The sequence below is a fragment of the Pseudomonadota bacterium genome, from assembly GCA_040752895.1.
In the GTDB taxonomy this organism is placed as follows: Bacteria; Pseudomonadota; Alphaproteobacteria.
This window is the reverse complement of sequence record JBFMHN010000002.1, coordinates 271,609-297,851: the sequence shown is the minus strand read 5'-3', so window position 1 is coordinate 297,851 and position 26,243 is coordinate 271,609. Positions and strand designations below refer to the sequence as shown.

Sequence of the window (26,243 nt, the reverse complement as noted above, 5' to 3'; positions counted from 1 at the left end):
TGCCGCTTAGGCGGCCTTGGCTCGGGGGCTTCGTGAAAACGTGGTAAAATACCGGCGCCCGATGAAACGAGAAGAAACCCGCTCCGGTGGAAAGGGTGTCATGCGCGTGAAATCAACGAAACGCATCCTCGTCGTCGAAGACGACGCGGCCCTTCGCCAGTCCTTGGCCGAGCAGCTCCGGCTGCACGAGGAGTTCGAGGTTGACGAAGCGGGGGATGGCGCTGCCGGTCTCGACGTGGTCAAACGCGGCCACCACGATCTGATCTTGCTCGATGTGCATCTGCCGGACATGGACGGAAGGGAGGTCTGCAAGCTTATCCGCCGGTCCGGCGTTCTCACCCCGGTCATCATGCTGACCGGCGCCGATTCGGAAGTGGACACCATTTTCGGTCTCGATTCGGGCGCCAACGATTACGTGACGAAGCCGTTCAAATTAGGCGTGCTGCTGGCCCGTATCCGTTCCCAGCTTCGCCAGCACGAGCAAAGCGAGGACGCCGTTTTCACCATTGGTCCCTACCGCTTCCGGCCGAGTCTCCGACAGCTTCAGAAGGACGGCCGGCTGATCCGGCTTACGGACAAGGAAGCCGCCATCCTCAAATATCTCTGCCGGGTCGGCGACAAGGTGGTGAGCCGCGAGGTGCTGCTGAGCGAGGTTTGGGGATACAACGCCGGTGTCACGACGCACACGCTGGAAACCCACATTTACCGGCTGCGCCAGAAGATCGAGCAGGACCCCGCGAACGCCCAGATTCTGTTGACCGAATCCGGCGGTTATCGCTTAAGCGTCTGAGCCGCTTCATGGCAGATCAAAGGTCGCAAGCACCGGCGCGTGGTCGGAAGGCCGTAGCCAGCCGCGCGCCGCCTTCAAGACGCCGCCCGCGCGCAAATTTGGTTCGAGGGAAGACGTCACCCATACGTGGTCGAGCCGGCGTCCGCGATCCGAACGCGCCCAGTCGTGAGCCCGGTAACTCCACCAGCTATAGAGACGCTCGGTCTCCGGCACGAAGCGGCGGACGGCGTCCACCCAGGCCGCGCTTTCCTGCACCGTTTTCAAAAGGGCGACCTCGACCGGCGTGTGGCTCACCACCTTTAGAAGCTGGCGATGGGACCAGACGTCCGTTTCCAGCGGCGCCACGTTGAGGTCGCCGACCAGGACGGCCGGGCGTTTTCCCTTCGCCTTCTTGAACCACCGCGCCATCTCCTGAAGGAAGGCGAGCTTGTGGGCGAAGGCGGGGTTTGTCGCCGGATCCGGCACGTCGCCGCCGGCCGGCACGTAAAAATTGTGCACCTCGATGCCGCCAAGGCAGGCAATGGCGTGGCGGCGATCCTCGCGCTTCGCCCATTCCCGGCCGCCCATTTCCGTGATGGGAAGACGCGAGAGAATGGCTACGCCGTGATAGCCTTTCTGGCCGCGGATGACGGCGTGGGGAAAACCGAGCGCACGAAAGCGCTCTCTCGGGAAAAGCGCGTCCTCGACCTTGGTTTCCTGCAGGCAAAGGACATCCGGGTTCGCTTCCCCGATCAGCCGTTCGATGAGCGGCAGGCGAAGCCGCACCGAGTTCACGTTCCAGCTTGCCAGGGTGACGCGCATCGATGGTCAGGCCAGCATGGCGAGGATGCAATCCCTGGCCCGCGCCGTCGCCTCGAAAAGAAGAAGGTGGCTCTTGTCCTCGAAGACCGTGAGCCTGCTTCCCGGAACGCGCTCGGCAAGTTCCGGCGAAAGTTTTGCGATCCAGTTGCCGGTCTCGCCCACGCCGGGGTCGCCGGAGACGAAATGGACGGCCTGCGGAAAATCCGCGAGCTTCTCGAAAGTTGCCGAATTGGTATGGCAGGCGAAGATGGCGGCTTCGACTTCGGGCGGCGAGGCGAGAGTGAAATCCCCCTCGCCGGTCGGACGCAGATTGGCCTTCGCGTAATCGAGCAGCCGGCCCTCCTCGAACTGGCGAAAAAGGGACTTTCCCCGTAACGCTTCCGCACACACCCCCGGGCTCGGCCAGCGCGCCTTGCGCTTCTTCGAAAGGGCGATGAGCTGTTGCGTTTTCGCCTCGGCCTCCGCCCGCAGGGGATGCGCCGCGGGGGGGCAGACCGGCGGCTCGAAGAGAACGATCTTTTCCCAGAATTTCCGCTTTCGCGTGACGCCAAGCCTAAGTGCGGCGGCGGCGTTTAAGGAATGGGCCGCGTAAAAAACGGGAACCTCGCCCGCCTCGTTCCGGACACTTTGCGTGATGGCCTCCAGGTCGTCGGCGAAAAGATCCATTTGGTAATGGGCGTCGAGATTCGTCGCCGGCGCCGACGAGCCCCCGTGCCCCCGCGCGTCGAAGGCGAAAACGGTTGCTCGCAGGGCGAGCGCCTCCAGCAAGCGAAGGTAAGAACCGGCCGCCATGCCGTTCGCATGGCCGAACAGGATGGCCGGCCCTTCCTGCGCAGGGCCATGGAGCCGGTAAAGCTTGAGCCGGATCCCGTTCGGGCGAAAGACAGCGTTCGCTTCGGCCTTTTCCCGCGGGATTGAACGAAAATTTTCCGGCATGAAGGCGTGCGGCCTAATGTCGCCTGGGTCCAGGCTTCGATTTCCGATACGGGTTCTTGATGTTGAAGAGTTCGGAGTCGAACGCGACTCCAAACTCCGCGTTCAGAAAACCGACCCGCGTCGTCAGGCCCCGTGCGTCCGTCACTTCCCACTGGCGAAGGGCGAAGGGGGCCTCGCCGAAGACGAGGGTCAGCGCGCCGGCCTTCGGGTCATCCGTCTCGATGAGGCGGAGGCGGAGGGCGCCGGGCGTCTTCTCGACCTTCGTCACGGTGATCTTGCCGCCGAGGCGGATTTCCTTTTCGAGCAGGAAGGCGGCCGGCGTCGAGGAAAGCGGCAGATAGGTGGCCTCCTCAAGTTCCTTGTCCTGATAAGTGAGCCAGCTGTCGGCGGCGATCAGCAGCAGCGGCACCGGCGGGTCGTATTCGATCCGCATGCGCCCCGGCCGCGCCAGATACACATTCCCTTCCGACAATTCCCCATTCGGCCCCACCTGGATGAAGCGAGCGCGAATCGTCGTGATGCCGTTGAGATAGCGTTCGGCTTGGCCGACGGCCTGACGAAGTTCGGGTGTCAGCGCTTCTTTCGCCGCCGCCGCGTCGGCGACGGCGGAAAGGACTAGGCAGAGAGCAAGGGCGAAAAGGGTGCGCAACGAACGGGGCCTGCTTTTTTCAGAATAGAGTTACGAGGAAACGGCATCCGAATCGCGGATCAGCACCTCGCGTTTGCCGACATGGTTGGCGGGACTGACGAGACCATCCGCCTCCATCTGGTCCATGATCCTGGCCGCCCGATTGTAGCCGATTTGCAAGTGCCGCTGGATGAAACTGGTGGAGGCTCTCCGTTCCCGGCGGACAAGCGCCACGGCCTGGGCGTAAAGGTCGTCGCCCTCGCCGTCGGCCATCGGGCTGAACAGGCTTTCTTCCTCTTCCGTGATCGAGTCGATATAGACGGGCTCCTCCTGTTCTCTCAGGAAGTGAACGACGCGCTCGACCTCTTCGTCGCTGACGAAGGGGCCGTGGATGCGGGTGATGCGCCCGCCGCCGGTCATGTAGAGCATGTCGCCGTGACCCAGCAGTTGCTCGGCGCCCTGGTCGCCCAGGATCGTGCGGCTGTCGATCTTCGATGTGACCTGGAAGCTGATGCGGGTCGGGAAATTCGCCTTGATCGTGCCGGTCACGACGTCAACGGAAGGGCGCTGGGTCGCCATGATCAGGTGCACGCCGGCGGCGCGCGCCATCTGGGAAAGGCGTTGAATCGCAACTTCGACGTCCTTGCCGGCGATCAGCATGAGGTCCGCCATCTCGTCCACGACGACGACGATATAGGGAAGCGGGCTCAAGTCGAGCGGCTGCTCCTCGAAAAGGGGCCTTCCGGTGTCCGGGGCGAAGCCGGTTTGCACCGTGCGCGTCAGAACCTCGCCTTTCTTTTTCGCCTCGGCGATGCGGGCGTTATAGCCGTCGATGTTGCGTACCCCAAGTTTCGACATCGCGCGGTAACGGTTTTCCATCTCGCGCACCGCCCATTTCAACGCGACGATGGCTTTCGCGGGTTCCGTGACAACCGGGTGCAGAAGGTGCGGGATGTCGGCGTAGATCGAAAGCTCCAGCATCTTGGGATCGATCAGGATCAACCGGCATTTCTCCGGCGGCAGCCGGTAGAGTAGCGAAAGGATCATCGTGTTGATGGCGACCGACTTGCCCGAACCCGTCGTGCCCGCGATGAGAAGATGCGGCATGCGCGCAAGGTCCACCATGATGGGGCTGCCGCCGATGTCTTTGCCGAGCACCAGCGTCAGCGCGTGCGGCGTTCGCTCGAAGGTGGAAGAGGAAAGGAGTTCGCGCAGGAAGACGGTCTCGCGCGCGGCGTTGGGAAGCTCGATTCCGATGACGTTGCGGCCCGGCACGACGGCGACCCGGACGGAGACCGCGCTCATCGAGCGCGCGATGTCGTCGGCAAGGCTGATCACGCGCGAGGTTTTTGTGCCCGGAGCGGGCTCAAGCTCATAGAGCGTGACGATGGGGCCGGGCCGGACTTTGATGATTTTCCCATGCACGCCGAAATCGTCGAGGACGGATTCGAGAAGGCGCGCGTTCTGCTCAAGCGCCGCCTCGTCGATCCGCAGATGCGGCGCGGTGCGGGGCCGGGTGTCGAGCAGGTCGAGCGGCGGCAAGGCGAATGTCTCTCCCGCCGACAGCCGCAGCTTGGGCTCGCGTTCGGCCTTGGCGCGCTTGCCGGGCGGCGGCCCCTTGGCGCGCGGCGCGACGCGGCTTGGCTCTTGTTCCGCCTCCGAAACGATTGCCGCCGACTCCGGCTCTTGCCGGGCGGCGGCCCTGGTTTCGGCTAGGGCTGGTTCATTCCGCACACGTAACGAACGGCGCGCCGCCATCGTTTCACCGGCCCAGGCGGCGAAGGCCCAAAGCCTGCGCCGCGCTTGCCAGGCGAGAATGGCCAAGACCCGCGCCGTGTTCTTGGCGAGCCACACCAACGCCCGAAGGGTGGCCTGCCATTCCCCCCGTCCGAGGGCGAGCGCCGGCACCAGGGCAACCAAGGCCAGCCCCGCCGCGAGGATACCGAGGACGCCGGAACCGATGGGCAGCTCGAAATCGCGTATTTCCCGCAGCAAAAGGGCGCCGGTGAAGCCGCCGGCGCCGCTTTTCGACTGCCAGCCCTCCGGCGCAACCAACGCCGCGCAGGCGAAAGCGGCCAGCAGCAAGGCGACGGGCAGGAGCGAAAGCCGCAGCCAAAAACGCGTAATTCCCTGCTTCGAAAGCACCCGCCAGCTCCAGGCCAAAAGGACCGGAACGACCAGTGCCGCGGCAAGGCCGATCGTCTGCAGGAAAAGGTCGGCCGTGATCGCACCGGGCAAGCCCAGCCAGTTGGCAACTGCCCCGTCGCTGGCGCTGTTTAAAGAGGGGTCGGTCGCGTCATGGCTCAAGAGGGCAAACCCCAGGGCAAGGGCAAGCCCGGCGCAGACGAGACCGCCCGCCTCGATCAACCGGCGGCGCAGGAATTCGCGGATGCCGGCGGGAAGGAAGGTCGTCTTGACGGTGCTTGCCCGGCGCATGGCCTCTCAAGAAGTGGAATCTTGGGGAATTTTATTTCCCGAAGCGGTGACATTTTAGTCCCCGCGCGCGCCCGGAAACAAGCCTTCTCCCCCACCACACCGCAGAATGTTGCGGGTCGCGCCACCAACACCCCCATATTTCCCGGATCGCGAAAACTTAAGGCTTCGGACAAAAAACCACCCGGAAGGTTGCCCTTCCGGGTGGTGGATGCAGGAAAATAACCGGTTCGTTCTACAACACGCTTTCGCCGTGCAGCCGGATGTCGAGGCCTTCGCGTTCGTCCTCCTCCTTGACGCGGAGCCCGATCACGAGATCGATCCCCTTCAGCAACACGAAGGAAGCGACCGCGCAGTATAGGATCGTGGCGAGAATGCCGTAGGCTTGCGTCCACACCTGGCCGGGATTGCCCTCGAGCAGACCCGGTGTGCCGCCGATCGCCTCGACCGCAAAGACGCCGGTTAAAAGCGCGCCGGCGATGCCGCCGAGCCCATGCACGGCGAAGACGTCGAGCGAATCGTCGTAGCCGAGCGTCCGCTTCAACCAGGTCGCTCCCCAGAAGCAGACGATTCCGGCGATGGCGCCGATGGCGAGTGCGCCCATCGGATCGACGAAGCCCGAGGCCGGCGTGATCGCGACGAGGCCGGCGACGGCACCCGAGGCGATGCCCAGCACGCTTGGCTTCTTGTGCGCGACCCATTCCGCGAACATCCAGGCCAAGGCCGCCGCCGCCGTCGCGATCTGGGTTACCGCCATCGCCATGCCGGCCAACCCGTTGGCCGCCACCGCGGAGCCCGCGTTGAAGCCGAACCAGCCGACCCACAGGAAGGAGGCCCCCATCACCGTCAGCACCAGGTTGTGAGGGACGATGATTTCCTTGCCGAAGCCGGTGCGCGGACCAAGGACCAGACAAGCGACCAGCGCCGCGACCCCGGAATTGATGTGCACGACGGTGCCGCCGGCGAAGTCCAGCACGCCCGCTTCGCTTAGAAAACCGCCGCCCCACACCCAATGCGTGATCGGGGAATAGACGAGCAGCGACCACAGCCCGATGAACACGAGCAGGGCGGAAAACTTCATCCGTTCCGCGACGGCGCCGGTGATCAACGCCGCCGTGATGATGGCGAAGGTAAGCTGGAAGATGATGAAGACGGATTCGGGAATGGACCCGCTTAACCCCTCCAGGCTTAGGTCCTTCAGGAACAGATGGCTAAGATCGCCGACATAGGCGCCGCCCGCACCGAAGGCCAGGCTATAGCCGGCGACCATCCATAGGATCGTCACCAGACAGGTGATCGCAAAGCTTTGCATGATGGTGGCGAGGACGTTCGTTTTGCGAACCATGCCGCCATAGAAAAGGGCAACCCCGGGGATCGTCATCAGAAGGACGAGCGCGGTTGCGGTCAGCATCCAGGCGGTGTCCCCGCTATTGAGCACGGGCACTGCCTCCGCCACTTCGGCCGCCGCCTCCATCGCTTCTTGCGCCAGCGCCGAGGTGGCGGATACGGCAAGCGCTAAAATCGCTAACAGCACGTTCCTCATGGGGCTTCTCCTATAATGCTTCGGCATCGGTTTCACCCGTCCGGATGCGGACGACTTGCTTGAGATCGAAGACGAAGATTTTCCCGTCGCCGATCTTGTCCGTGCGGGCCGCTTTCTGAATGATTTCCATCGCCCGATCCGCGAGATCGTCCGGAAGTGCCACCTCGATTTTCACTTTCGGAAGAAAGCTCACTTCGTATTCCGCTCCGCGATAGATTTCCGTGTGGCCTTTCTGGCGGCCGAATCCCTTGACTTCGGTAACGGTAAGACCTTGGACGCCAAGCTCCATGAGGGCTTCACGCACCTCGTCGAGCTTGAAAGGCTTAATAATGGCCATGACGAATTTCATTTTTCGGTTCCTCATGCTTGCGCTGGCCGATGCCAGCACTCTTTCAAGACCCGTGCCGAGATTTGTCGGTTCGTATCAGATTGAATTTATTGGATAAATTTTTATAGATGGAAGCTTCGCCAGGGTCGGCGGCGAATTTTCGCCCAATTTTTAGGCCACAATCGAATATTGATGAAAATTTAGGCGACCCTTACTTCATGCCGGCCACTGGACAAAGCGTCCATCGGCGGCGATTGTCGGCCATTCACCGGGAAAGGAGCGGCGGGGGTCCCATGACGAAACGCGCGGAGGTCGTCATCGTAGGCGGCGGCCCGGTCGGGCTTACGCTCGGCATTGCCCTTGGGCAGGCCGGGATCGCGACCTCTGTCGTCGAGCGCGAATCGCCGGAAAACGTGCGCGGCCTTGCCTTCGACGGCCGCACCTCCGCCATTGCCTGCGGCTCGCGCCGCGTGCTCGAAGGCTTGGGCCTTTGGCAATCCCTGAAGGAGGCGGCGGAACCCATCCTCGACATCCGCATCACCGACGGCGATTCCCCTCTCTTCCTTCACTACGATCACCGCGAGGTGGGCGAAGACCCCTTCGGCCACATCGTCGAAAACCGCCTTCTGCGGCAAGCGCTGCTGGCGGCGGCCGAAAAAGTGCCGGCGCTTTCGCTGCGGGCGCCGGAAGCCGTTACCAATCTTGAACACGACGCCCATGGGGTGACGGCCCACCTGGCGAGCGGCGGGCAAGTGACGGCAAGTCTTGCCATAGCGGCCGACGGGCGCTTCTCGCCCCTGCGCGAGCAAGCCGGCATCCGCTGCTTCCGCGCCGACTATCCGCAAACCGCCATCGTCTGCACGGTCGCCCATGAGCGCCCCCATGACGGCGTCGCGGTCGAGCGCTTTCTTGCCGCCGGCCCCTTCGCCACCCTGCCGATGCCGGGCAATCGCTCCTCGATCGTCTGGACGGAACGGACGGTGCTCGCCCCTTCGCTTCTCGCCCTTGACGCCGACGCCTTCCTGGCCGAACTCACCAGCCGTTTCGGTAGTCATCTGGGCGCGCTTCGGGTGGTGGGCGGGCGGTGGTCCTATCCGCTTTCGCTGGTGCTGGCCGAGCGTTACCAGGAAGGGCGTCTCGTGCTGGTGGGCGACGCCGCCCATGGCATCCACCCGATCGCCGGCCAGGGGCTCAATCTCGGTTTCCGGGATCTGGCTTGGTTGGCGGAAGGGCTGGTCGACGCCCATCGGCTCGGCCTCGACTTGGGCCAGGGCGCCCATCTCGAGCGCTACGAAAGGCTGCGCCGGCTCGACAATCTTCTGATGGCGGGGATGACGGATGGCCTCAACCGTCTTTTTTCGAACACGTTTGCTCCCTTACGCCTCGCCCGCGATTTGGGCCTCGCCGCCGTCAACCGGCTGCCGCCTCTCAAGCGGCGCTTCATGCGGCATGCGATGGGCGTGCCGCGCGGCGGCTGGGAAAAGGGGCCCAAGCTCATGCGCGGGCATCCGCTCTAGCGCGGGCGTTGGGTTTCGCTGTCGTCCAAGGGCCGCGCCTCGTCCACCAGCATGATCGGAATGCCGTCGCGGATGGGATAGGCGAGCTTCGCCTGGTCGCTGATCAGTTCCTGGCGCAGGGCGTCCAGCCGCAGCGGACCCTTGGTCAGCGGGCAGACGAGAATTTCCAGAAGCTTCGGATCGATTCCGGCTTTCCCTTTTTCCATCTGCACCCTCCTAGTTCGGCCGCATGCTCCCACTTGCGTCCGGCACGAGCAAGGCCATTTCGAGCAGCGTCGTCAACACCTGGCAGCGTTCGGCCAGGCTCGGGCATTCGAGCAGGGCCTGCTTTTCGTTCGGTGCGAAAGGGCAGGTCATGGCAAGCGAGATGACGAGCTGTTCGTCGGCCAGCGCCGCGACCGTCTTCCATTCCACCTCGATGGCGTTTTGCTGTAGGAAATGCCGCAGCACGTCGAGCAGGCGGTCGCGGTCTATTCTCGGCGTGGTTTCCGGGACGGTGTCCTCCGGGTAGCGCGAATAGTCGGCGACGACCCGCCGGTAGCCGTGAAATTCCGACAGCTCCCGCGCGACGTCGAACCGGCTGAGCCCGGTCAGCATGATCAGGAAGCGTTCGTCCGGCGTTTCGTTGAAGGCGGTGATCCGCCCGACGCAGCCCGTGCGGTAAAGGCCGGGCTTGTCCGTTGCGTCTAAGGCGGGCAGCGGCTGGATCATGCCGACGATGCGCTCGCCCGCCATCGCGTCGCGAATCAGGCCAAGGTAGCGCGGCTCGAAAATGTTCAGCGGCAAAACGCCGTGCGGCAGCAACAGCGCCCCGGACAACGGAAAGATCGGCAGGATTTCCGGGAGTTCGTCGTCGTCCATTTCACGAAAAGAGAATTGTGGAAAGTTGCTTTCGCCCGGCCACCGTCACGGGATCGTCCGGCCCCAGCGCCTCGAAGAATTTCAAGAGCTGCTTGCGCGCTGCGTCGTCCTGCCACTTGCGGTCGCGGCGGACGATTTCGAGAAGCGATTCAACGGCGGCCGTCGTCTTTCCTTTGGTGAATTCGGCAAGGGCCAGGTTCAGGCGCGCCTGGTGGTCGTTGGGGTTTGCGGCGAGCCTTGCGGCCAGCGCCTCGGTCGCCTGCGGGGGCGCCGTCTCGGCCAGTTCGATACGGGCGCGGACGCGGGCAATCGCGGCGTGCGTGCGCAGCTTCTCCGGCACCTCGTCGAGGTAGCTCTTCGCGGTTTCCATGTCGTCGAGGACGAGGAAGCTTTCGATGATGCCGGCGATCGCTTCCGGATTCTCGGGGTCCCTGCCGAGAATGTCGGAGAAAATTACCTGGGCGTCTCCGGCCGCACCCTTGTCCAGCGCCGCGCGCGCCGCCTTGAGCTCGCCTGCCGTCTGGTCGACGAGCGGGGCGCCCAGCACCTGGCCGAAGAAGTGGCGGAGGTTGTCCTCCGAGATGGGGCCCATGAAGCCGTTCACCGGCGCTCCGTTCTGGAAGACGAGCACGGTCGGCACCGTCTGCAACTGCAATTGCTGGGCGATCTCGGGGTGGTCGTGGACGTTGATCTTGACCAGGCGGACGCGCGCGCCGCCCTCCCGCGCCAGCCGCTCGATAAGCGGCGTGAACTGCTGGCAGGCCGGGTTCGGCATCCAGAAATAGACGAAGACGGGCCGCGTCCTCGAAGGCTCGACGACATCCCGCAGGAAGCCTTGCGGGCTTCCCTCGAGGATGGCGGGAAAATCGGCCCCGTCCGGCAGGACGGGTTGGTTGGGCAACGGGCTCATCGGGCGGGTCTTCCCTGAAAATAAGGTACGATTCGTTCGGATTTCCGTGTTGGATTTCCGTGCTGGGCCGAATGATGGGACTTCGGCCGGTCTTGTGCAAGCCCAAGCCGGGGCCCAAGCCGGGGCCCAAGTCCTGGGCCCGCGCGATCGGGCTTGAATTGGGCCAAGCTTTCCTTACACTCCCCTTCCCGCCTATATGGATTTTCCGCCCCTGGATCAAGGCGCGGGATCAAGGCGCGGCGCGGGCGTAGCTCAGGGGTAGAGCGCAACCTTGCCAAGGTTGAAGTCGAGGGTTCGAATCCCTTCGCCCGCTCCATTCTTCTAAGGACAGAAAAAAACACCGTTTCTCGCGGCCTGCGGGCCGGAGGGGGGCGGCGTTGTCGGTCGTTACGGGCGGGCTTTCTGGGCCCTGCGGTTACCGGCGGGTTAGGGCTTGTTGCGCCCGTGTTTGCCGGAAAATTTCACGAACTTCCCCCACATCCACTCCGGCAACCACCAAAGGATAACAGCACCCGCCACGCTGGTGATACCCAGCCAGATCCAGCCATCGGGACCCAGCCAAAAAATCTTAGCCCCGTGCAAGGCCACGCCGGCGGCCAGGATAAGGAAGAAGGGGCCGGTGAAGTAGCAATGCGTCCGGCCGCAGCGCGCCGCGTTCGCGAGGCAGGCCGCGCCCATCCAGAGAAGGGCCGCGGTCCCAATGACGGTTCGCGCGAGAGGGGGCAGAAAGACAGCAGCGATCAACGCCGCCATTGGCAACCCCCAGGCGACCACATAGCGGCCGGGCCTGCTCACCCAGTCCTTGTCCTTTTGCCGGCGATTGCTGGCCTCGTCCATCGTTCCTCTCATACACCGCGCCCGTGCGCGCCGTCGATCCACGGCGGGGGTTTAGCCGGCCGGTTGTCTATCTAGACTGCCCCATGAAGGGTATGGCCTAATAAGGCAGGGATACCTCAAGGAAAAAGGGTTCGCGCCGATGTCTCTCTCCATGTATCAGGCTTCCGTGCCGGCCTTTCTGCGGATGCTGAACAGCCTCTCCGCCATTCTCGATAAGGCGGACGCCGATGCCGCGAAGCGCAAGATCGACCCGACGGTCTTGCTGAACTACCGGCTTGCCCCCGACATGTTCCCGCTCATTCGCCAGATCCAGATCGCAACCGATCACGCCAAGGGGGCCCCCGCCCGTCTTGCCGGCGCCGAAGTTCCGAAATACGACGACACCGAGCAAACCTTCGCCGATCTCAGGGCGCGCATCGCCAGGACGGTAAAATTTCTGCAGGGTTTCCAACCGAAAGATATCGACGGTTCGGAGGATCGCGATATTTCCCTTACCGTCGGCGGCCAGGCGATGAACTTCAAGGGCCAGTCCTATCTGGTGCATTTCGCAATGCCAAACTTCTATTTCCACGTCACCATGGCCTACGCCATCCTGCGCCACGGCGGTTTGGCAATCGGCAAGCGGGACTATCTGGGGCCGGCGTGAAGGAAAAAATTTCCTCGCAAGATTGAAGTCGCGGGTGCGAATCCCTTCGTCCGCTCCATCTTTCCTTTCCCGCTTGGGTAATGCGCTATCCTTGGGGGCCCGATGGACCCGGCGGGGATAAGGCATGATACCGATCCACGACGACAATCCGACAACGCTCCGCCCCTTCGTCACGGTCGGGCTGATCGTCCTTTGCGTCCTCGTCTTTCTCTGGCAGCTTGGGCAGCCGCAAGCCGCCCAGGAACGGATCTTCTATGCGCTCGGTCTGATCCCGGCCGTGCTGTTCGGCCACGTCGCCCTGCCGCCCGAACTGGCCTGGGTGTCGCCGGAGGCGAGCCTCATCACCTCGATGTTCGTGCACGGCGGGCTGCTCCATCTCGGCGGCAACATGCTCTATCTCTGGATCTTCGGGAACAACGTCGAGGACGCCATGGGGCACGGCCGCTTCGTCGTCTTCTATCTGCTCTGCGGGGTGGCGGCGGCGCTGGCGCAGGCCGGGCTCGCACCCCAATCCCAGGTGCCGATGGTGGGCGCGAGCGGCGCCATCGGCGGCGTGCTCGGCGCCTATCTCCTGCTTCATCCGCGGGCGATGATCTTGGTCGTGGTGCCGATTTTCTTCTATATCCAGATGATCCGCGTGCCGGCCTTCCTCGTGCTCGGGCTTTGGTTCTTGCTGCAGTTCCTGGGCACGGCAGAGGTGACCGAGGGCGGAGGCATCGCCTACGGCGCTCATATCGGCGGCTTCCTGGCCGGGATGGCGCTTATTCCCTTCTTCCGCCGCCCGGGCGTGCCGCTTCTCGATCGGGATCGCCCCGCCCGTTTCCGGCGGGGGCCGTGGGGGTAGGCCGCCGCCCTCTACCCGAAGAGTCCCCAGTACATGCGCGCCGCCGTCGCCACCAGGAAAAGCGCGAAGGCGCGCCGCAGGAGGCTCGCCGAAAGCGCGTGGGCGAGCCGAACTCCATAAGGGGCGGCGACAATCGTTCCGGCCGAGATGAGGGCGAAGGCGGGCAGGCTCACATAACCCAGCGAATAAGGCGGCAGGCCCGCCGCGTCGAGACCGGCGATGGCGAAGACGGTGGCACCCGGCACCCCGATGAGGAGGCCGATCGCGGCGGCGGTGCCGACGGCGCGCGGCATCGGGTAGGCGAAGGCGTTGAGGTAGGGCACGGTCATCGTGCCGCCGCCGATCCCGATCATCGCCGAAAGCCCGCCGATCAAGGCGCCCGCCGCCTGCAAGGGAAGGCCGGTGGGCAAGCGGTCGGCGAGGCGGAAATCCTTGCGCCCGAAGAAAAGATACGTCGCCACCACCAGGGCGAGCGTCGCGAAGGCGCCGGTCAGGATCGTCCCCTTCACGAAGCCGCCGATCGAAGCGCCGAGCACGACGCCGGCGAAGATCGCAAACCCCCACCGTTTCAGAAGCGCCCGGTCCACGGCGCCGCGGCGGTGGTGGCCAAGGGCGGAAACGCTTGCCGTCGGCAGAAAGGTCGCGAGCGAGGTGCCGACCGCAAGGTGCATGCGCACGGCCTCGTCAACGCCGATGGCGGTGAAAAGGAAATAAAGGATGGGCACGATGACGATGCCCCCGCCCACGCCGAGGAAGCCGGCGATGACGCCGGCGATGGCGCCGGTCGCGACCAGGGCGCCGGCGAGGAGAAGAAGAGGAGGAAACGTTTCCGGCATCCAGGGGGGCCTCGTTCCAAGGGTGGCCGCACAACTTTAGGCGGCGGGCGCCTGGCGCGCCAGCCAGGGGCTTAAGGGCTTTCCATCCGGCGTTTTTTCGGAGGCGCGGTCGCCAGCCAGACGCCCAGGAGAACGAGCGGTACGCCAACGAAATGGAAAGCATGGAGCCTTTCGCCGAGAAGAACCATCGCCTGCCCGAGCCCGAAGACCGGCACCAGGTTGAAGAAAACGCCGGTCCGGTTCGGCCCGATCCGGTCGACGCCGTAGTGCCAGCAGAGGAAGCCAATGGCGGCGGCGAAGACGCCGACATAGAAGATAGCGACGAGCGAAGCACCGTCCAGCACCATGACCCTGCCGGCCGCCATTTCCAGAAGGTAGAGGGGCAGCAGCATCGCCAGCCCGAAGAGGATGACCGTCGAAAGCACGGCGGCCGCCTGAAGGCCGTCGGGCAGGCGCTTCAAGATCACGGAATAGCCGGCCCAGAAGAAAGTCGCGAACAGCATCACCGGATCGCCCCAGGCAAGCCGCTGGTTCATGAGCGTGCCCACGTCCCCGCGCAGGACGATGACGGCAATGCCCGCCACCGTGAGAAGAATGCCCATCGTCTGGCGGTGCGTCACGCGGTCGCGGAACATCATCCAGGCAAGGATCGGGATCAGAACCGGCACCATCGCGTTGATGAGGCTGGCGTTGATGGCCGTCGTTCCCTGCAGCGCGAAATAGGTGAGAGTCAGGAATCCGGCGATCCCAAGGAAGCCGAGCAGCGCCAGCGTCTTCCATTCGCGCAGCAGCACCCGGTACTGGACGCGGAGCGCCGGCCAGGCGAAGGGCAGGAGAAAGAGAAACGCGATCGTCCACCGCCAGAACGAAAGGGCAACCGGCGGCACGTGGCCGGCGACGGCGCGGCCTACGATCAGGTTCGACGCCGAAAGAAACATCGCAAACGTCAACCACAGGTAAGGCGAGCGGACAACGGCAAGGATTGCGGACGGCATGAAACGCGCCTTGGGTTTTCGAAGGAAGGGGCCATTTGATGGAAGTGCTACCCCGCCGTCAATCGGAAGTCGGCCCCGCTTGCCTCTCCCTTCCCCGCCCGGGAAACGGTCCGGGCGTCCTTGACGTAGGATAGGGGCGGGCTAACATGGCCCTGGATTTTTCCCGTTCGGGGGGGCGGGTATCGCGCCGTTGCGGTGAGCGGGCCGATACAAGAAACGCATAAAGGGAAGGGAGCGACAGACCCATGGATTTCGATCCGATACTTCCGGAATGGCGCCGTGCAAGCGCGGGCTCGAAGAAGCATTGGCCGGGGAAGCTCTGGTGCGATTATGTGGACGCCGCCGCCCAGGTCGTACCCGACAAGACCGCCTGGTCGAACTTCAACGCGATGACCGGGAAGCACACCGTCCTTTCCTATAAGGAATTCCAGGCCCTTTCCGATCGCATCGCCCTGGGCCTGGTTTCCTTGGGCGTCGAGAAGAACGACGTCGTTTCGATCCAGCTTCCTAATTGGTGGGAATTCGCCGCTCTTTACGCGGCGACGACGCGGATCGGCGCCGTCATCAACCCGTTGATGCCGATTTTCCGGGAGCGGGAAATTTCCTACATGACGGGCTTTGCGGAATCGAAGGTGATGGTCGTGCCCCGCCTTTTCCGCAAGTTCGATTATCCGAAGATGATGGAAGGTTTGCGCAAGGACCTTCCGAAGCTCAAGCGCGTGCTGGTGGTTGGCGGCGAAGGCGAGGACGCCTTCGAGCGCGTGCTGCTGGACCCGGCGTTGGAAAAAAAGACGGACCGCGCCGCTATTTTCAAGGCGCGCCGCCCCGGCGCCGACGCGGTGAGCCTCCTCATGTACACCTCGGGCACGACGGGGAAACCGAAGGGCGCCATGCACACCGCGAATACGCTGGTGGCCAGCGTCAAAACCTACGCCGAAGGACTCGAGTTGACGGCGGACGATGTCATCCTCATGGCCTCGCCGCTTGCCCATCTCACCGGCTTCCTCTACGGCCTGATGATGCCGGCCTACCTGCAGGCGAAAGGCGTTCTCCAGGACATCTGGAACGCGGAAGAATGCGCGAAACGGATCGAGCGGGAGGGTGCGACCTTTTCGATGGGGGCGACCCCTTTTCTCGCCGATCTCACGCACACGGAAGCGGTCGCCAACTATAATGTCGGCACGTTCAAGAAATTCGTCTGCGCGGGTGCTCCGATCCCCGCCGTCCTCGTCAAGGAAGCGACGAAAAGGCTCGGACTTCGCGTAATCTCGGCTTGGGGAATGACGGAGCTTGGCGTGGCGACGGCGGTGCCGCCGGAGGCGCCGATTGAAAAGTCCGCGACGACCGACGGTTGCGCGCTCGACTGCTTCGAGGTCAAGATCGTCGATCCGGAAAGCGGCGCACCCAAGCCTCCGGGCGAACCGGGTTTGCTGAAGGCGCGTGGTCCCGGCGCCTTCGTCGGCTATTTGAAGAAGCCCGAGATGTTCGGGACGGATGCGGAAGGCTGGTTCGACACCGGCGACATCGCCTACATGGACGCGGCGGGCTACATCCGGATTGCCGGACGGGCGAAAGACATCATCATCCGCGGCGGCGAGAACGTGCCGGTCGCCGAGGTCGAACAGGCCCTCTACCGCCACCCGGCGATCCAGGAAGTCGCCATCGTCGCCATGCCGGACCCGAGGCTGGGCGAGAAGGGTTGCGCCTTCGCCGTCTTGAAGGCGGGCGAGAAATTGACGTTTGAGGCCATGATCGCCTTCCTCGAAGGGCAGAAGATGGCGAAGCAGTATATGCCGGAGCGGCTCGAGGTCCTGGACGAGATGCCGCACACGCCAAGCGGCAAAATTCAGAAGTTCAAGCTTCGCGAGATTGCAATGGGCTTGACGAAACCCTAGGAAAATCCGCCGCCGGTCACCGGCGGCGGGGATCGCAGGGCAAGGGAGGAAAAACGCCGTGGTGGCAAAGCCGATCGACGGCAAGGATTGCGGCCTTCCCCGTTTCGATGTCGGCGGGTCTGAGGAAGGCGACATTTTCAAGCTTTCCAGCCACCACCGCGCGCGCGAGGCGCTCGAACTCAGCCTTTCAACCCAGGCCCCCGGCTTCAACACCTTCGTCATCGGCGCCGACCGCAGCGGCCGCATGACGGCGACGATCGAATTTCTGGAAACCTTCGTCGAAGGCCGCAAGCCGCCGGACGATTGGGTCTATCTCAACAATTTTCGCCAGCCGGATCAGCCCAAGCCCCACCGCTTGCCGGCCGGCAAGGGTCGCGCCTTCCGGGACCGCATGGCGGCTCTTCTGCCCCAGCTTCGCGAGGCGCTCTCGAAGGCCTTCGGCTCCGAGGAGTACCAGGAGGAAATCGGCCGGCGGCGCAACGCCATGGGCAAGGAAATCTCCCGCCGCGTCGAGGCCATGCGGGAGGAGGCGCAAAAGGCCGGTCTGAGTCTTGTCCAAACGCCTCAGGGCATGGTCGTCGTGGCGCTCGACGAGAAAGGCGAGCCGCTGCCGGTCGAGGCGGTGCCGGAAGAACGCCGCGAGGCGCTCCGCGAGGCCGGCGACCAACTGGGCGATGAGCTTCGCAAACTCAACCGCGACGCGGCGCGCCTGCAACGGACCTTGATGGAGGAACTGCGCGAGCTCAACCGTCAGGTTGGCGACAACGCCATCGGCGGCATCCTCGACGATTTGATAGACGAGTTCTCGAAATACCCGGGCCTCGCGCGATGGCTGGTCGAAATGCGCGGCGATATGCTCGACAATCTCGATCTCTTTCGCGTCTCGGCCGCGGAAGAATTGCCGAAGGGCGTGCTGCCGCCCGAACAGCATTACGCGGTGAACCTGCTGGTTGATAACGGGGGGTTGAAAAAGCTCCCCGTCGTGCTCGAACCGAACCCGTCCTACGAGAACCTGTTCGGCCGCATCGAATATAGGCCGGTGCCGGGCGGCATCGTCGAGACGGACTTCACGATGATCCGCGGCGGCGCTTTGCATCGGGCGAACGGCGGCGTTCTTGTGATTCGCGCCGAGACGCTGGCCCAGCAATTCTTTTCCTGGGAATTTCTGAAGGGCGCCTTGCGCGACCGCGAGATCCGGATCGAGGAATTGCACCGGCTGGGCGCGCTGCCGATCGCCGAATCGCCGAAACCGGTGCCGATCCCGCTTTCCGTTCGCGTCATCCTGGTGGGCGCCCCCTTCTGGTACCGCGCCTTTTCCTTCGATCCGGACTTGCGGACCTATTTCAAGATCAAGGCGGAAATCGACCCCGACATGGAGGCGACGCCGGAGAACGTCGCCGGCTATGTCGGGCTGGTGCGGAAGATGGCGGTGGAGCTGGGCGAGGTTACCTGCGAGGACGAGGCCGTTCGTCTCCTGCTCGGTCTTGTTTCACGATGGGCGGGCGACCGGGGGAAGTTAAGCTCGCAATACGAGAACGCGCGGGACATGCTGACGGAGGCGGTGCAACTCGATGCCGGCCCCGGCGTCAAGACCGTGACCCGGGACGAGATTCTTGCCGTCGTTCACCGCCGTCGCCGCCGGAACGCCCGTCTCGAGGACCGCATGCAGGAGAACATCGCCAAGGGCGTCGTGATGATCGACACGAAAGGGGTTGCGGTCGGTCAGGTGAACGCGCTTTCCGTGCTCGACCTCGGGGATCATGTCTTCGGGGTGCCGGCCCGCGTCACGGCGCGGGCTTCGGCCGGCCGGCGCGGCGTCCTCAACATCGAGCGCGAAACCGAACTCGGCGGCCCCATCCAGCAAAAGGGCGTGCTTGGCTTGCAGGGGTTCCTGACCGGCCGTTTCGCGCGGCGCTTTCCGCTTTCCTTCAATTGCTCGGTCACCTTCGAGCAGAATTATGGCGGCGTCGAAGGCGACAGCGCCTCCATGGCTGAACTTCTGGCCATCCTTTCCGATCTTGCCGGCGTGCCATTGCGCCAGGACCTCGCGATCACCGGCTCCGTCAACCAGCTCGGTGTTACGCAGGCCGTCGGCGGCATCCACCACAAGATCGAGGGTTTCCACCGCGCCTGCCTCGCGGCCGGGGATTTGACCGGCACCCAGGGCGTCGTGATTCCGGCCGCCAACGAAGCCCATCTCACGCTTCGCGACGAGGTGGTGAAGGATATGGCGGCGGGCAAGTTCCATCTGTGGAGCGTGCGCACGATCGAGGAGGCGGCCGAGCTTTTTACCGGCCTCGCGGTGGGTGCGCCGGACGCCCAGGGCGTCTACCCGCCGGCAAGTCTCTACGGCAAGGTGATGGCCGAGCTTGAAACCTTCGATCACCTGCTCGCGCGGCGCGGCCGAAGCGCCGTCTTTGGAGGGTGAAACGCCGGGCGGCGAAAAGAAAACCTCCGCCGCGTTTCCGCGGCGGAGGTTCGATGCCTAGGACCTTATTCGTTACTCGCCGCTATCTTGTTCATCTTCACATTGCTGTCTGTCGGTCGGGTCCTTGATCTTCGAGCAATCTTCCTGCTGACCCGCGTGAGCGAAACCAGCAACCGACCCTGTCAGAAAAGCCCCCATCAAGAGGGCGTGTATCCATTTTTTGATCACGTAAGTTTCTCCTAGGTTTTTCTCCGCACGCGATTTCGAGAGACAGAGAGAAGTAAGAAGGACGGTTCGCCTCCGGAGCCCCTAACTCGTCGCTTCCACCTTTGGCGCGCCGTTGCCGGCGCGCATAATTATAGGGAGATTTTTCGAGGAAAAAATAGGGCCTGAAAGGGCTGGCGACGCTTGGGAGTTGTCGCTTTGTTCTCTTCCCGGCGGTCCGGGAAGAAAGCGCGTTGTCTTTTTGCGCCTTACTTTGTTGCCTTTTCCTCGAGCTTTGCGATCTCGCCCTTCGAAAAGAGGTAGGTCTTCAACTCTTTCTCGAAGTCGGGGCTGTTGCGCCGCAGCCATTCGAGAATCATCGAGGCGTGTTCGATCTCCTCCCGCATGTTGTGGAGCAAGATCGCCTTCAGGGTCTTGCTCTCGCAATCGTCGGCGCGCTGACGGTACCAGTCGGCGGCTTCGAGTTCCTCCATGAGGGAGACGATCGCCTGGTGCAGCGCGATCGTTTTCTTGCTCAAACGTTCGCGCGGCGCGTGCAGGGTTTCGCTGGACATGTCTGAACCTCTGGCTGAATTGGAGCGGGGCAGACAGTCTGCCGCGAAGCGGGGGTTTAAGCAAATGCGCCGCCCGTTCCGCGGCAGGAGCTGAAAAGCATTGCAAATGATTTTCATTCTCATTATCCTGGCTTGGACGGCAAGAGGGAAATACGGAGGACGCGTATTTGCAAAACGACACGTTTCCCGACCAAAGCGGCGGCCGCCCGGCCTGGCTCAAGGATCTGACGGAATCGGAAGGCCTGCTGGTCTGGACGTTCCGGCACTGGTGCGCAGGCGCTGTGACGGAGGACCACCGCCACTGGTTTCTGGTGCGCAAGGCGTTTTCCGAACGCCTCGGCGCCGAGCGCGGAAGGCTGGCCCTGGTTTGCTTCGAGCGTCTGTTCCGCAGTCTCGCCGCCCATGGTCTCCGCCCGCTTCGTTACCATCGGCCCTGCTGTCCGTGCCTTGGTGAAGATGAAGTCTGGCTGGTTTCTCTGGTCGCGGCCTGCCAACGCGGTGTCGCCGCCGGCTTCGGCGTTGCTTATGGCCATGTGGGAGAAGCCGGGCTCGCTGGTTTTTGCGAAACCGCCATCGCCTTCGCCACAGCCTTCGGCGGCGCGCTGCCGTGGCACGACCTTGGGCAGCCTCCTGGGCAGTCAGTAACATTCGAGCGGGCCGCGCGTCCGGGGCCGGAGCGCGTGCACTAGGGCGATCCCGAGTCACCCATTGAAAACATAAACTTCGTGTGCCGCTTCGAGCGCCGGGCGTGTTCGGCGCCGATGGGCGTCGCCCATAGGAAGCTCTAGTTATTTATGATCCGATTTAATATAAATATATACAAGTTCTAAACATAATATATCATATATAAAAGTTAATAACATATGGTTGTGTCATGATCGTTGCGCCACAGTTGCGTGCCGCCCGGGCCCTGCTCGGTCTTGACCAGCGTCAGTTGGCAGAGCTGTCGGGCCTTTCGGTGCCGACCATTCAGCGCATGGAGGCGAGCGACGGCGTCATTCGCGGCAACGTGGATTCACTCATGAAGCTGGTCGCCGCGCTCGATGCCGCCGGTATCGAACTGATCGGCGAGGGCGCGATAAGTCTGAGCGGCGGTCGCGGGGTGCGGCTGAAGGCGCCGCCGGCAGCATAAAGGACGGGGTGCGATGCCTGTCGTTGCAGCGTTGTGGTGCGTAGCCGCTCTGCTCGGCGTTGCTCTTCTGGCCGTAGCGATCGAGCGGGTGTCTGCCGCCACGCGGATCGTCTATGGCTTGAGCCTCGTCCTCTCCATCGCCGCCTTAGCCGCGGCGCTGGCGCATTTGGTTGCGGGTTTGGATTCCGCGCCCGCCCTGACGTTGCCGCTTGGCCTGCCATGGGTTGGCGCGCGTTTCCGGTTAGACGCCCTTGCCGCTTTCTTTCTTGCGGTCGTCTCCTTGGGCGGGGCGGCTGCCAGTCTTTATGCCATGGGCTACGGCCGGCACGAACCGGCACCGCACCGGGTGTTGCCATTTTTTCCAGCCTTCCTTGCCGGCATGAGCCTCGTGGTGCTGGCCGACGACGCCTTCACGTTTCTTCTGTCGTGGGAATTCATGTCGCTCGCTTCCTGGGCGCTGGTCATGGCTCATCACCGCGAACCGGACAATAGGCGGGCGGGGTACGTTTATCTCGTCATGGCGAGTTTCGGGGCGTTTGCCCTGCTGCTTGCCTTCGGTCTGCTGTCGGGGCCGGACGGAAGCTATGGGTTTGAAGCGATCCGCGCCGCCGAACACACGCCGTTCGTTGCGGCGGTCGCATTTGTCCTTGTCTTGTTCGGCGCCGGTTCGAAGGCCGGGCTTGTGCCGTTGCACGTCTGGTTGCCGCTCGCGCATCCGGCCGCGCCGAGCCATGTCTCGGCGCTGATGAGCGGCGTCATGACCAAAGTCGCGGTCTATGGTTTCATCCGCGTCGTCTTCGACCTGCTCGGCGAGCCCGGCTGGTGGTCTGGCGTCGTCGTGCTTTTCCTCGGCAGCGTCACCGTGGTCTTAGGGATTCTACACGCATTGATGGAGAACAATCTCAAGCGCCTTCTCGCTTACAGTACGATCGAGAATATCGGCCTCATATTCGTGAGTCTCGGCCTCGCGCTCGCTTTTCAGGCCAACGGCATGGGTTTCGCCGCGGCGCTGGCGTTCACCGCCGCGCTTTTCCACGTTTTCAATCACTCGGTCTTCAAGAGCCTGCTTTTCTTCGGCGCCGGCGTCGTGTTGACGGCGACGGGCGAGCGCAACATGGAGCACATGGGCGGTCTCATCCACCGCATGCCGGCCACGAGCTTTCTCTTTCTAGTCGGGTGCGTCGCAATTTCGGCGTTGCCGCCTTTGAATGGCTTCGTCTCCGAATGGCTCACCTTCCAAGCCATTCTGTTGAGTCCAGACCTGTCGCAATGGGGGCTTAAGGTTCTGGTGCCGGCGGTCGGCGGTTTGCTCGCCCTGTCGGCGGCACTGGCCGCCGCCTGCTTCGTCAAGGCGTTCGGCATTACCTTTCTCGGCCGGCCGCGGACGCCGTCGGCGGCGCATGCGCAGGAAGTAGATCGCCTCTCGCTTGCCGCCATGTTTGCCTTTGCCGTGCTCTGCTTTGCCGCCGGCATTCTGCCGGGCTTCGTCATCGACGGGCTTTCCCCGGTGACGATGTCGCTGCTGGGCGAGCGCATGCCGATGCAGGCGAGCGTGGCATGGCTCTCGATCGTACCGATTGCTGAAAGCCGCAGTTCCTACAACGGACTCCTCGTGTTCCTCTTCATCGTAGCTGCGGCGTTGCTTGCCGTCGTCGCCATTCACCGTTTCGCCTCGCGCGCCCACCGACGGACGCCGGTCTGGGATTGCGGCTTTCCCGACTCGAGCCCGGCCACGCAATATACGGCCGGCAGTTTTTCCCAGCCGATACGGCGCGTATTCGGGACGCTCGTCTTTCGCGCTCGCGAACGTGTCGAGATGCCGCTGCCGGGCGACGTGCGACCGGCGCGCCTCGTCGTCGAGCTGCGCGACCTCGTGTGGGATACGCTTTACGCGCCGATCGTCACCGCCGTCGGCTTTGTCGCCGACCGGCTAAACCACTTTCAGTTTCTGACTATCCGGCGCTATTTGAGCCTCGTCTTCCTCGCCCTCGTCACGCTGCTTCTGGTGCTTGCGTTATGGCCGTGATCTTCGATCTCTTCGTCCAAGGCGCGCAGATGGGCCTCGTGCTGCTGCTGGCGCCGCTCTTTACCGGCTTCGTCCGCAAGATCAAGGCGCGACTTTTGCGCCGCCGGGGGGCTTCCATTGTGCAACCCTATCGCGACCTCCGACGGCTCTTGCGCAAGGAAGCAGCGCTGGCCGAGAACGCGTCCTGGCTGTTCCGCGCGACACCCTATCTCGTCTTTGCCGCCACTTGGGTTGCCACGGCGCTGGTGCCGACCTTCGCGACGGGCCTTCTGTTCAGCTGGACGGCGGACCTCATCGCTCTTGTCGCGCTGCTCGCCAGCGCGCGCTTCTTCCTGGCGCTCGCCGGCATGGACATCGGCACGAGCTTCGGCGGCATCGGTTCGAGCCGCGAGGTCATGATCGCCTCGCTGGCCGAGCCGGCCATGTTGCTGGTTGTCTTTACGCTCGCGCTGGTGGCCGGCTCGACTCAGCTTTCAACGATCGCCGCCTTCATGGCTTCGCCGGAAATGGGCTTGCGCGTTTCCCTTGGGATGGCGCTTGTCGCGCTTGTTATGGTGGCGATCGCCGAGAACGCCCGCGTTCCCGTGGACAACCCGGAGACGCATTTGGAACTCACCATGGTGCACGAGGCGATGGCGCTGGAGTATTCCGGGCGGCATCTCGCGGTGATCGAGCTCGCCGCCGCGCTCAAACTCTTGCTGTATGTCTCGCTGATCGCGTGCGTATTCGCGCCCTGGGGCCTGGCGGCTTCGGGCACCGGGCCGGCGGCCTACGTTGTGGGTGCGGTCGCCTACCTTGCCAAGCTGGCCATCGGTGGCGTCGGCCTTGCCCTGTTCGAAACCGCTATCGCCAAGATGCGAGTCTTCCGGGTGCCCGAGTTCCTGGGCGTTGCCCTCATGCTCGGCCTACTCGGCACCCTTTTACTGGTTGCCGCGCGGAGCCTCTAGGATGTACGGCCTCGCCTTAGATATTGCGCACCTGCTCGCCGGTGGCCTCGTCTTGGTGAGCTTCCTGATGCTCTACCAGGCCCGCCTCACTGCGCTTCTCAATCTTTTCGCATTCCACGCTCTGGCGCTGGCGCTTTCGGTCGCCTGGCAGGCCTCGATCCAGGGTGCGCCGCACCTTTATGTCACGGCGGCGATCGCGCTCGTTTTCAAGGCGATCGTTATTCCGATGGCCCTCCATCGCATCGTCCGGCGGCTCGGCATTCACCGCGAGATCGAAACCGTCGTCGGCGTTGGTCTGACCATGCTCGCCGGCATGGGGTTGGTTGCCCTTTCCATGGTCGTGATGTTGCGGGTAACCGCCGAAGCCGGTCTGCTGGCGCGCGAAGACCTCGCGTTTGCGCTGTCGGTCATCCTGCTGGGTCTTTTGATGATGGTGTCACGGCGCAACGCGGTCAGCCAGGTGGTCGGTTTCATGTCGCTGGAGAACGGTCTGGTCCTAGCCGCCACCGGCGCCAAGGGCATGCCGCTCGTGGTGGAGATCAGCGTCGCCTTCTCGATCCTGATCGCTTTCATTGTCATCGGCATCTTCCTGTTTCGTATCCGGGAACGCTTCGACACGGTGGACGTGCACGTGCTTGACCGCTATCGGGGAGAGCGACGATGAGCGCACTTGCCTTCGATGCAACCGCCGCGGTTCTTTTGATCCCGCTCGGTGCGGCAGCGCTGCTGGCGCTCCTGCCTAGTTACCGGTTCACCGCGCGGCTCAACGCGCTGGTGGCGCTTTGCACGCTGCTTGCGGCGTTCTCGCTTTTCTTCTCCGGGCGCCCCGAGCCGGGGGCGTATTTCTTCGTCGACGATCTCAACATCGTCTTCATCGTGCTCGGCGCCTTCGTTGGCTTCACCACCAGCGTCTTCAGCGCGGGCTATATCGGTCACGAGCTTGCTATTGGTCGCCTGACACCGACCCATCTTCGTTTCTACCATGCCATGTACCAGGTGCTGATGTTTGCGATGAACCTGGCGCTCGTCGCGAACAACATCGGCCTGATGTGGGTGGCGGTGGAGCTTGCCACGCTTACCACCGTGCTGATGGTTGGTATTTATCGGACTCATGAAGCGCTGGAGGCGGCGTGGAAATATTTTATCTTGGGCAGCGTCGGCATCGCGCTGGCGCTGTTCGGGACCATTCTCGTCTACATGGCGGCGCTGCCGGCGGTGGGAGAGGGGTCGGAGGCCATGATCTGGACGGTGCTTATCCAGCGCGTCGCCGCCTTCGACCCGGCTCTGCTCAACGTCGCCTTCGTGTTCCTGTTGCTTGGCTACGGCACCAAGGTCGGCCTGGCGCCGCTCCACGCCTGGCTTCCGGACGCCCATGCCGAAGGCCCGACGCCGATCTCGGCGGTGCTGTCGGGCCTTCTCCTGAACGTCGCGTTATACGTACTGCTGCGCTTCAAGATGCTGCTCGCGGCTAACCCGGCGGTGCTTACCCCGGGGCCGCTTATGGTGACGATGGGACTCACCTCGCTCGTGTTCGCGGCGTTCATGCTCTACCGCCGCCGCGATATAAAGCGCCTGTTTGCCTATTCTTCGATCGAGCACATGGGCATCATCGTCTTCGCTTTTGGCATGGGTGGACCGCTCGCTAACTTTGCCGGGCTCTTGCACATGGTGATGCACAGCCTGACCAAATCGGCGATCTTCTTTGCCGTCGGCCATATCGCCCAGGTCAAGGGTACCCAGAAAATTGCCGACATCGGCGGGCTTACCGAGACTCACCCGTGGCTTGGCTGGGGGCTCGTCCTCGGCGTCGTTGCCATTGCCGGCCTGCCGCCGTTTGGCATTTTCATGAGCGAATTCCTGGTGGTGAGTTCGACCTTCGCCCTCGCGCCGTTGCTTGCCATCCCGCTTGTCTTCGGCTTGCTTATCGCCTTCGGTGCCTTGCTGCTTCGCCTCGGCGGCCTCGCCTTCGGCGAGCCGCGCGGCAGTATGGCGCCGGCCAAGGCTTCCTATGTGCCGATGTACGCCCATCTCGCCCTGGTGTTTGCCGTCGGGCTCTACCTGCCGCCGCCGCTGGTCGCCTGGTTCCAGCAGGTCGCGGGCCTGCTCGGATAGATTGGAGGAAGCGCGGAGG

The 26,243-nt window shown here is 63.6% G+C and carries 26 protein-coding genes and 1 tRNA gene; 13 read left to right on the top strand and 14 right to left on the bottom strand.

What is annotated here, in order from left to right; translation table 11 throughout:
• Positions 1 to 106: 106 nt before the first annotated feature.
• Positions 107 to 790 (top strand): response regulator transcription factor, encoded by a 684-nt coding sequence (locus AB1781_05265; GenBank protein ID MEW5703979.1) that lies wholly within the window; start codon positions 107 to 109, stop codon positions 788 to 790.
• A gap of 6 nt (positions 791 to 796) precedes the next feature.
• Here AB1781_05265 and xth read toward each other — a convergent pair whose 3' ends face one another.
• The 6 genes from xth to AB1781_05235 form a co-directional block, all read right to left on the bottom strand.
• Complete coding sequence (gene xth / locus AB1781_05260) at positions 797 to 1,591, bottom strand: exodeoxyribonuclease III (protein MEW5703978.1); 795 nt, start codon at positions 1,589 to 1,591, stop codon at positions 797 to 799.
• A gap of 6 nt (positions 1,592 to 1,597) precedes the next feature.
• Entirely contained in the window at positions 1,598 to 2,527 is a 930-nt protein-coding gene (locus tag AB1781_05255) for an alpha/beta hydrolase (GenBank protein ID MEW5703977.1), read from the bottom strand.
• 13 nt (positions 2,528 to 2,540) lie between these two features.
• The gene (locus tag AB1781_05250) at positions 2,541 to 3,176 is read right to left on the bottom strand and encodes an outer membrane lipoprotein carrier protein LolA (GenBank protein MEW5703976.1); all 636 of its coding nucleotides are present in this window, start codon (positions 3,174 to 3,176) and stop codon (positions 2,541 to 2,543) included.
• Positions 3,177 to 3,206: 30 nt separating this feature from the next.
• Positions 3,207 to 5,591 (bottom strand): DNA translocase FtsK 4TM domain-containing protein, encoded by a 2,385-nt coding sequence (locus tag AB1781_05245; GenBank protein ID MEW5703975.1) that lies wholly within the window; start codon positions 5,589 to 5,591, stop codon positions 3,207 to 3,209.
• 232 nt (positions 5,592 to 5,823) lie between these two features.
• Positions 5,824 to 7,131 carry an ammonium transporter gene (locus tag AB1781_05240; GenBank protein ID MEW5703974.1) on the bottom strand — a complete coding sequence of 436 codons (1,308 nt, stop codon included), beginning with the start codon at positions 7,129 to 7,131 and terminating at the stop codon, positions 5,824 to 5,826.
• A 10-nt stretch (positions 7,132 to 7,141) separates the two neighbouring features.
• Positions 7,142 to 7,480 (bottom strand): P-II family nitrogen regulator, encoded by a 339-nt coding sequence (locus AB1781_05235; protein MEW5703973.1) that lies wholly within the window; start codon positions 7,478 to 7,480, stop codon positions 7,142 to 7,144.
• Between the two features lie 272 nt (positions 7,481 to 7,752).
• Between AB1781_05235 and AB1781_05230 the strand changes: the two genes are divergently transcribed.
• Positions 7,753 to 8,976 carry a UbiH/UbiF/VisC/COQ6 family ubiquinone biosynthesis hydroxylase gene (locus AB1781_05230; GenBank protein ID MEW5703972.1) on the top strand — a complete coding sequence of 408 codons (1,224 nt, stop codon included), beginning with the start codon at positions 7,753 to 7,755 and terminating at the stop codon, positions 8,974 to 8,976.
• Here the strand turns inward: AB1781_05230 and AB1781_05225 are convergent.
• The 3 genes from AB1781_05225 to AB1781_05215 are packed head-to-tail and all read right to left on the bottom strand — an operon-like array spanning position 8,973 to position 10,747.
• Positions 8,973 to 9,182 (bottom strand): Trm112 family protein, encoded by a 210-nt coding sequence (locus tag AB1781_05225; protein MEW5703971.1) that lies wholly within the window; start codon positions 9,180 to 9,182, stop codon positions 8,973 to 8,975. The two genes, AB1781_05230 and AB1781_05225, sit on opposite strands and share 4 nt — an antisense overlap.
• Positions 9,183 to 9,192: 10 nt before the next feature.
• Positions 9,193 to 9,837, bottom strand: coding sequence for an LON peptidase substrate-binding domain-containing protein (locus AB1781_05220; GenBank protein MEW5703970.1), 645 nt, complete (start codon positions 9,835 to 9,837; stop codon positions 9,193 to 9,195).
• Position 9,838: 1 nt separating this feature from the next.
• Positions 9,839 to 10,747, bottom strand: a complete 909-nt coding sequence (locus AB1781_05215) for a tetratricopeptide repeat protein (protein ID MEW5703969.1) — start codon at positions 10,745 to 10,747, stop codon at positions 9,839 to 9,841.
• 241 nt (positions 10,748 to 10,988) lie between these two features.
• On the opposite strand from AB1781_05215, the gene AB1781_05210 reads away from it, so the two are divergent.
• A tRNA-Gly gene (locus AB1781_05210) sits at positions 10,989 to 11,063 on the top strand.
• Positions 11,064 to 11,173: 110 nt separating this feature from the next.
• Here the strand turns inward: AB1781_05210 and AB1781_05205 are convergent.
• Positions 11,174 to 11,584: a hypothetical protein gene (locus AB1781_05205; GenBank protein ID MEW5703968.1), complete on the bottom strand. Its 411-nt coding sequence runs from the start codon at positions 11,582 to 11,584 to the stop codon at positions 11,174 to 11,176.
• A 139-nt stretch (positions 11,585 to 11,723) separates the two neighbouring features.
• On the opposite strand from AB1781_05205, the gene AB1781_05200 reads away from it, so the two are divergent.
• Both AB1781_05200 and AB1781_05195 read left to right on the top strand, forming a co-directional pair.
• Entirely contained in the window at positions 11,724 to 12,230 is a 507-nt protein-coding gene (locus tag AB1781_05200) for a DUF1993 domain-containing protein (GenBank protein MEW5703967.1), read from the top strand.
• A gap of 124 nt (positions 12,231 to 12,354) precedes the next feature.
• The gene (locus AB1781_05195; protein ID MEW5703966.1) at positions 12,355 to 13,074 is read left to right on the top strand and encodes a rhomboid family intramembrane serine protease; all 720 of its coding nucleotides are present in this window, start codon (positions 12,355 to 12,357) and stop codon (positions 13,072 to 13,074) included.
• An 11-nt stretch (positions 13,075 to 13,085) separates the two neighbouring features.
• Here the strand turns inward: AB1781_05195 and AB1781_05190 are convergent, their stop codons facing one another.
• Positions 13,086 to 13,910: a sulfite exporter TauE/SafE family protein gene (locus AB1781_05190; protein MEW5703965.1), complete on the bottom strand. Its 825-nt coding sequence runs from the start codon at positions 13,908 to 13,910 to the stop codon at positions 13,086 to 13,088.
• A 71-nt stretch (positions 13,911 to 13,981) separates the two neighbouring features.
• Positions 13,982 to 14,905 (bottom strand): DMT family transporter, encoded by a 924-nt coding sequence (locus AB1781_05185; protein ID MEW5703964.1) that lies wholly within the window; start codon positions 14,903 to 14,905, stop codon positions 13,982 to 13,984.
• Between the two features lie 245 nt (positions 14,906 to 15,150).
• Between AB1781_05185 and AB1781_05180 the strand changes: the two genes are divergently transcribed.
• Together AB1781_05180 and AB1781_05175 are read left to right on the top strand one after the other, a co-directional pair.
• A complete protein-coding gene (locus AB1781_05180; GenBank protein MEW5703963.1) occupies positions 15,151 to 16,800 on the top strand; it encodes an AMP-binding protein in 1,650 nt (549 codons plus the stop codon).
• 58 nt (positions 16,801 to 16,858) lie between these two features.
• Entirely contained in the window at positions 16,859 to 19,228 is a 2,370-nt protein-coding gene (locus AB1781_05175) for an AAA family ATPase (protein ID MEW5703962.1), read from the top strand.
• Between the two features lie 72 nt (positions 19,229 to 19,300).
• Here the strand turns inward: AB1781_05175 and AB1781_05170 are convergent, their stop codons facing one another.
• Both AB1781_05170 and AB1781_05165 read right to left on the bottom strand, forming a co-directional pair.
• Complete coding sequence (locus AB1781_05170) at positions 19,301 to 19,456, bottom strand: hypothetical protein (protein ID MEW5703961.1); 156 nt, start codon at positions 19,454 to 19,456, stop codon at positions 19,301 to 19,303.
• A gap of 245 nt (positions 19,457 to 19,701) precedes the next feature.
• A complete protein-coding gene (locus AB1781_05165) occupies positions 19,702 to 20,007 on the bottom strand; it encodes a ferritin (GenBank protein ID MEW5703960.1) in 306 nt (101 codons plus the stop codon).
• Positions 20,008 to 20,174: 167 nt separating this feature from the next.
• Between AB1781_05165 and AB1781_05160 the strand changes: the two genes are divergently transcribed.
• From AB1781_05160 to AB1781_05135, 6 genes are all read left to right on the top strand, one after another.
• The gene (locus AB1781_05160) at positions 20,175 to 20,696 is read left to right on the top strand and encodes a hypothetical protein (GenBank protein MEW5703959.1); all 522 of its coding nucleotides are present in this window, start codon (positions 20,175 to 20,177) and stop codon (positions 20,694 to 20,696) included.
• 185 nt (positions 20,697 to 20,881) lie between these two features.
• Complete coding sequence (locus AB1781_05155; GenBank protein ID MEW5703958.1) at positions 20,882 to 21,139, top strand: helix-turn-helix transcriptional regulator; 258 nt, start codon at positions 20,882 to 20,884, stop codon at positions 21,137 to 21,139.
• Positions 21,140 to 21,152: 13 nt separating this feature from the next.
• Entirely contained in the window at positions 21,153 to 23,165 is a 2,013-nt protein-coding gene (hyfB, locus tag AB1781_05150) for a hydrogenase 4 subunit B (protein MEW5703957.1), read from the top strand.
• On the top strand, positions 23,156 to 24,112 hold the full coding sequence (locus AB1781_05145) for an NADH-quinone oxidoreductase subunit H (GenBank protein MEW5703956.1): 957 nt from the start codon (positions 23,156 to 23,158) through the stop codon (positions 24,110 to 24,112). Before hyfB ends, AB1781_05145 begins: the two co-directional genes overlap by 10 nt.
• A 1-nt stretch (position 24,113) precedes the next feature.
• Positions 24,114 to 24,776, top strand: a complete 663-nt coding sequence (locus AB1781_05140; GenBank protein ID MEW5703955.1) for a hydrogenase-4 component E — start codon at positions 24,114 to 24,116, stop codon at positions 24,774 to 24,776.
• Positions 24,773 to 26,224, top strand: a complete 1,452-nt coding sequence (locus AB1781_05135; protein MEW5703954.1) for a hydrogenase 4 subunit F — start codon at positions 24,773 to 24,775, stop codon at positions 26,222 to 26,224. The genes AB1781_05140 and AB1781_05135 overlap by 4 nt, the downstream gene beginning before the upstream one ends.
• The last annotated feature ends 19 nt before the right edge of the window (positions 26,225 to 26,243 follow it).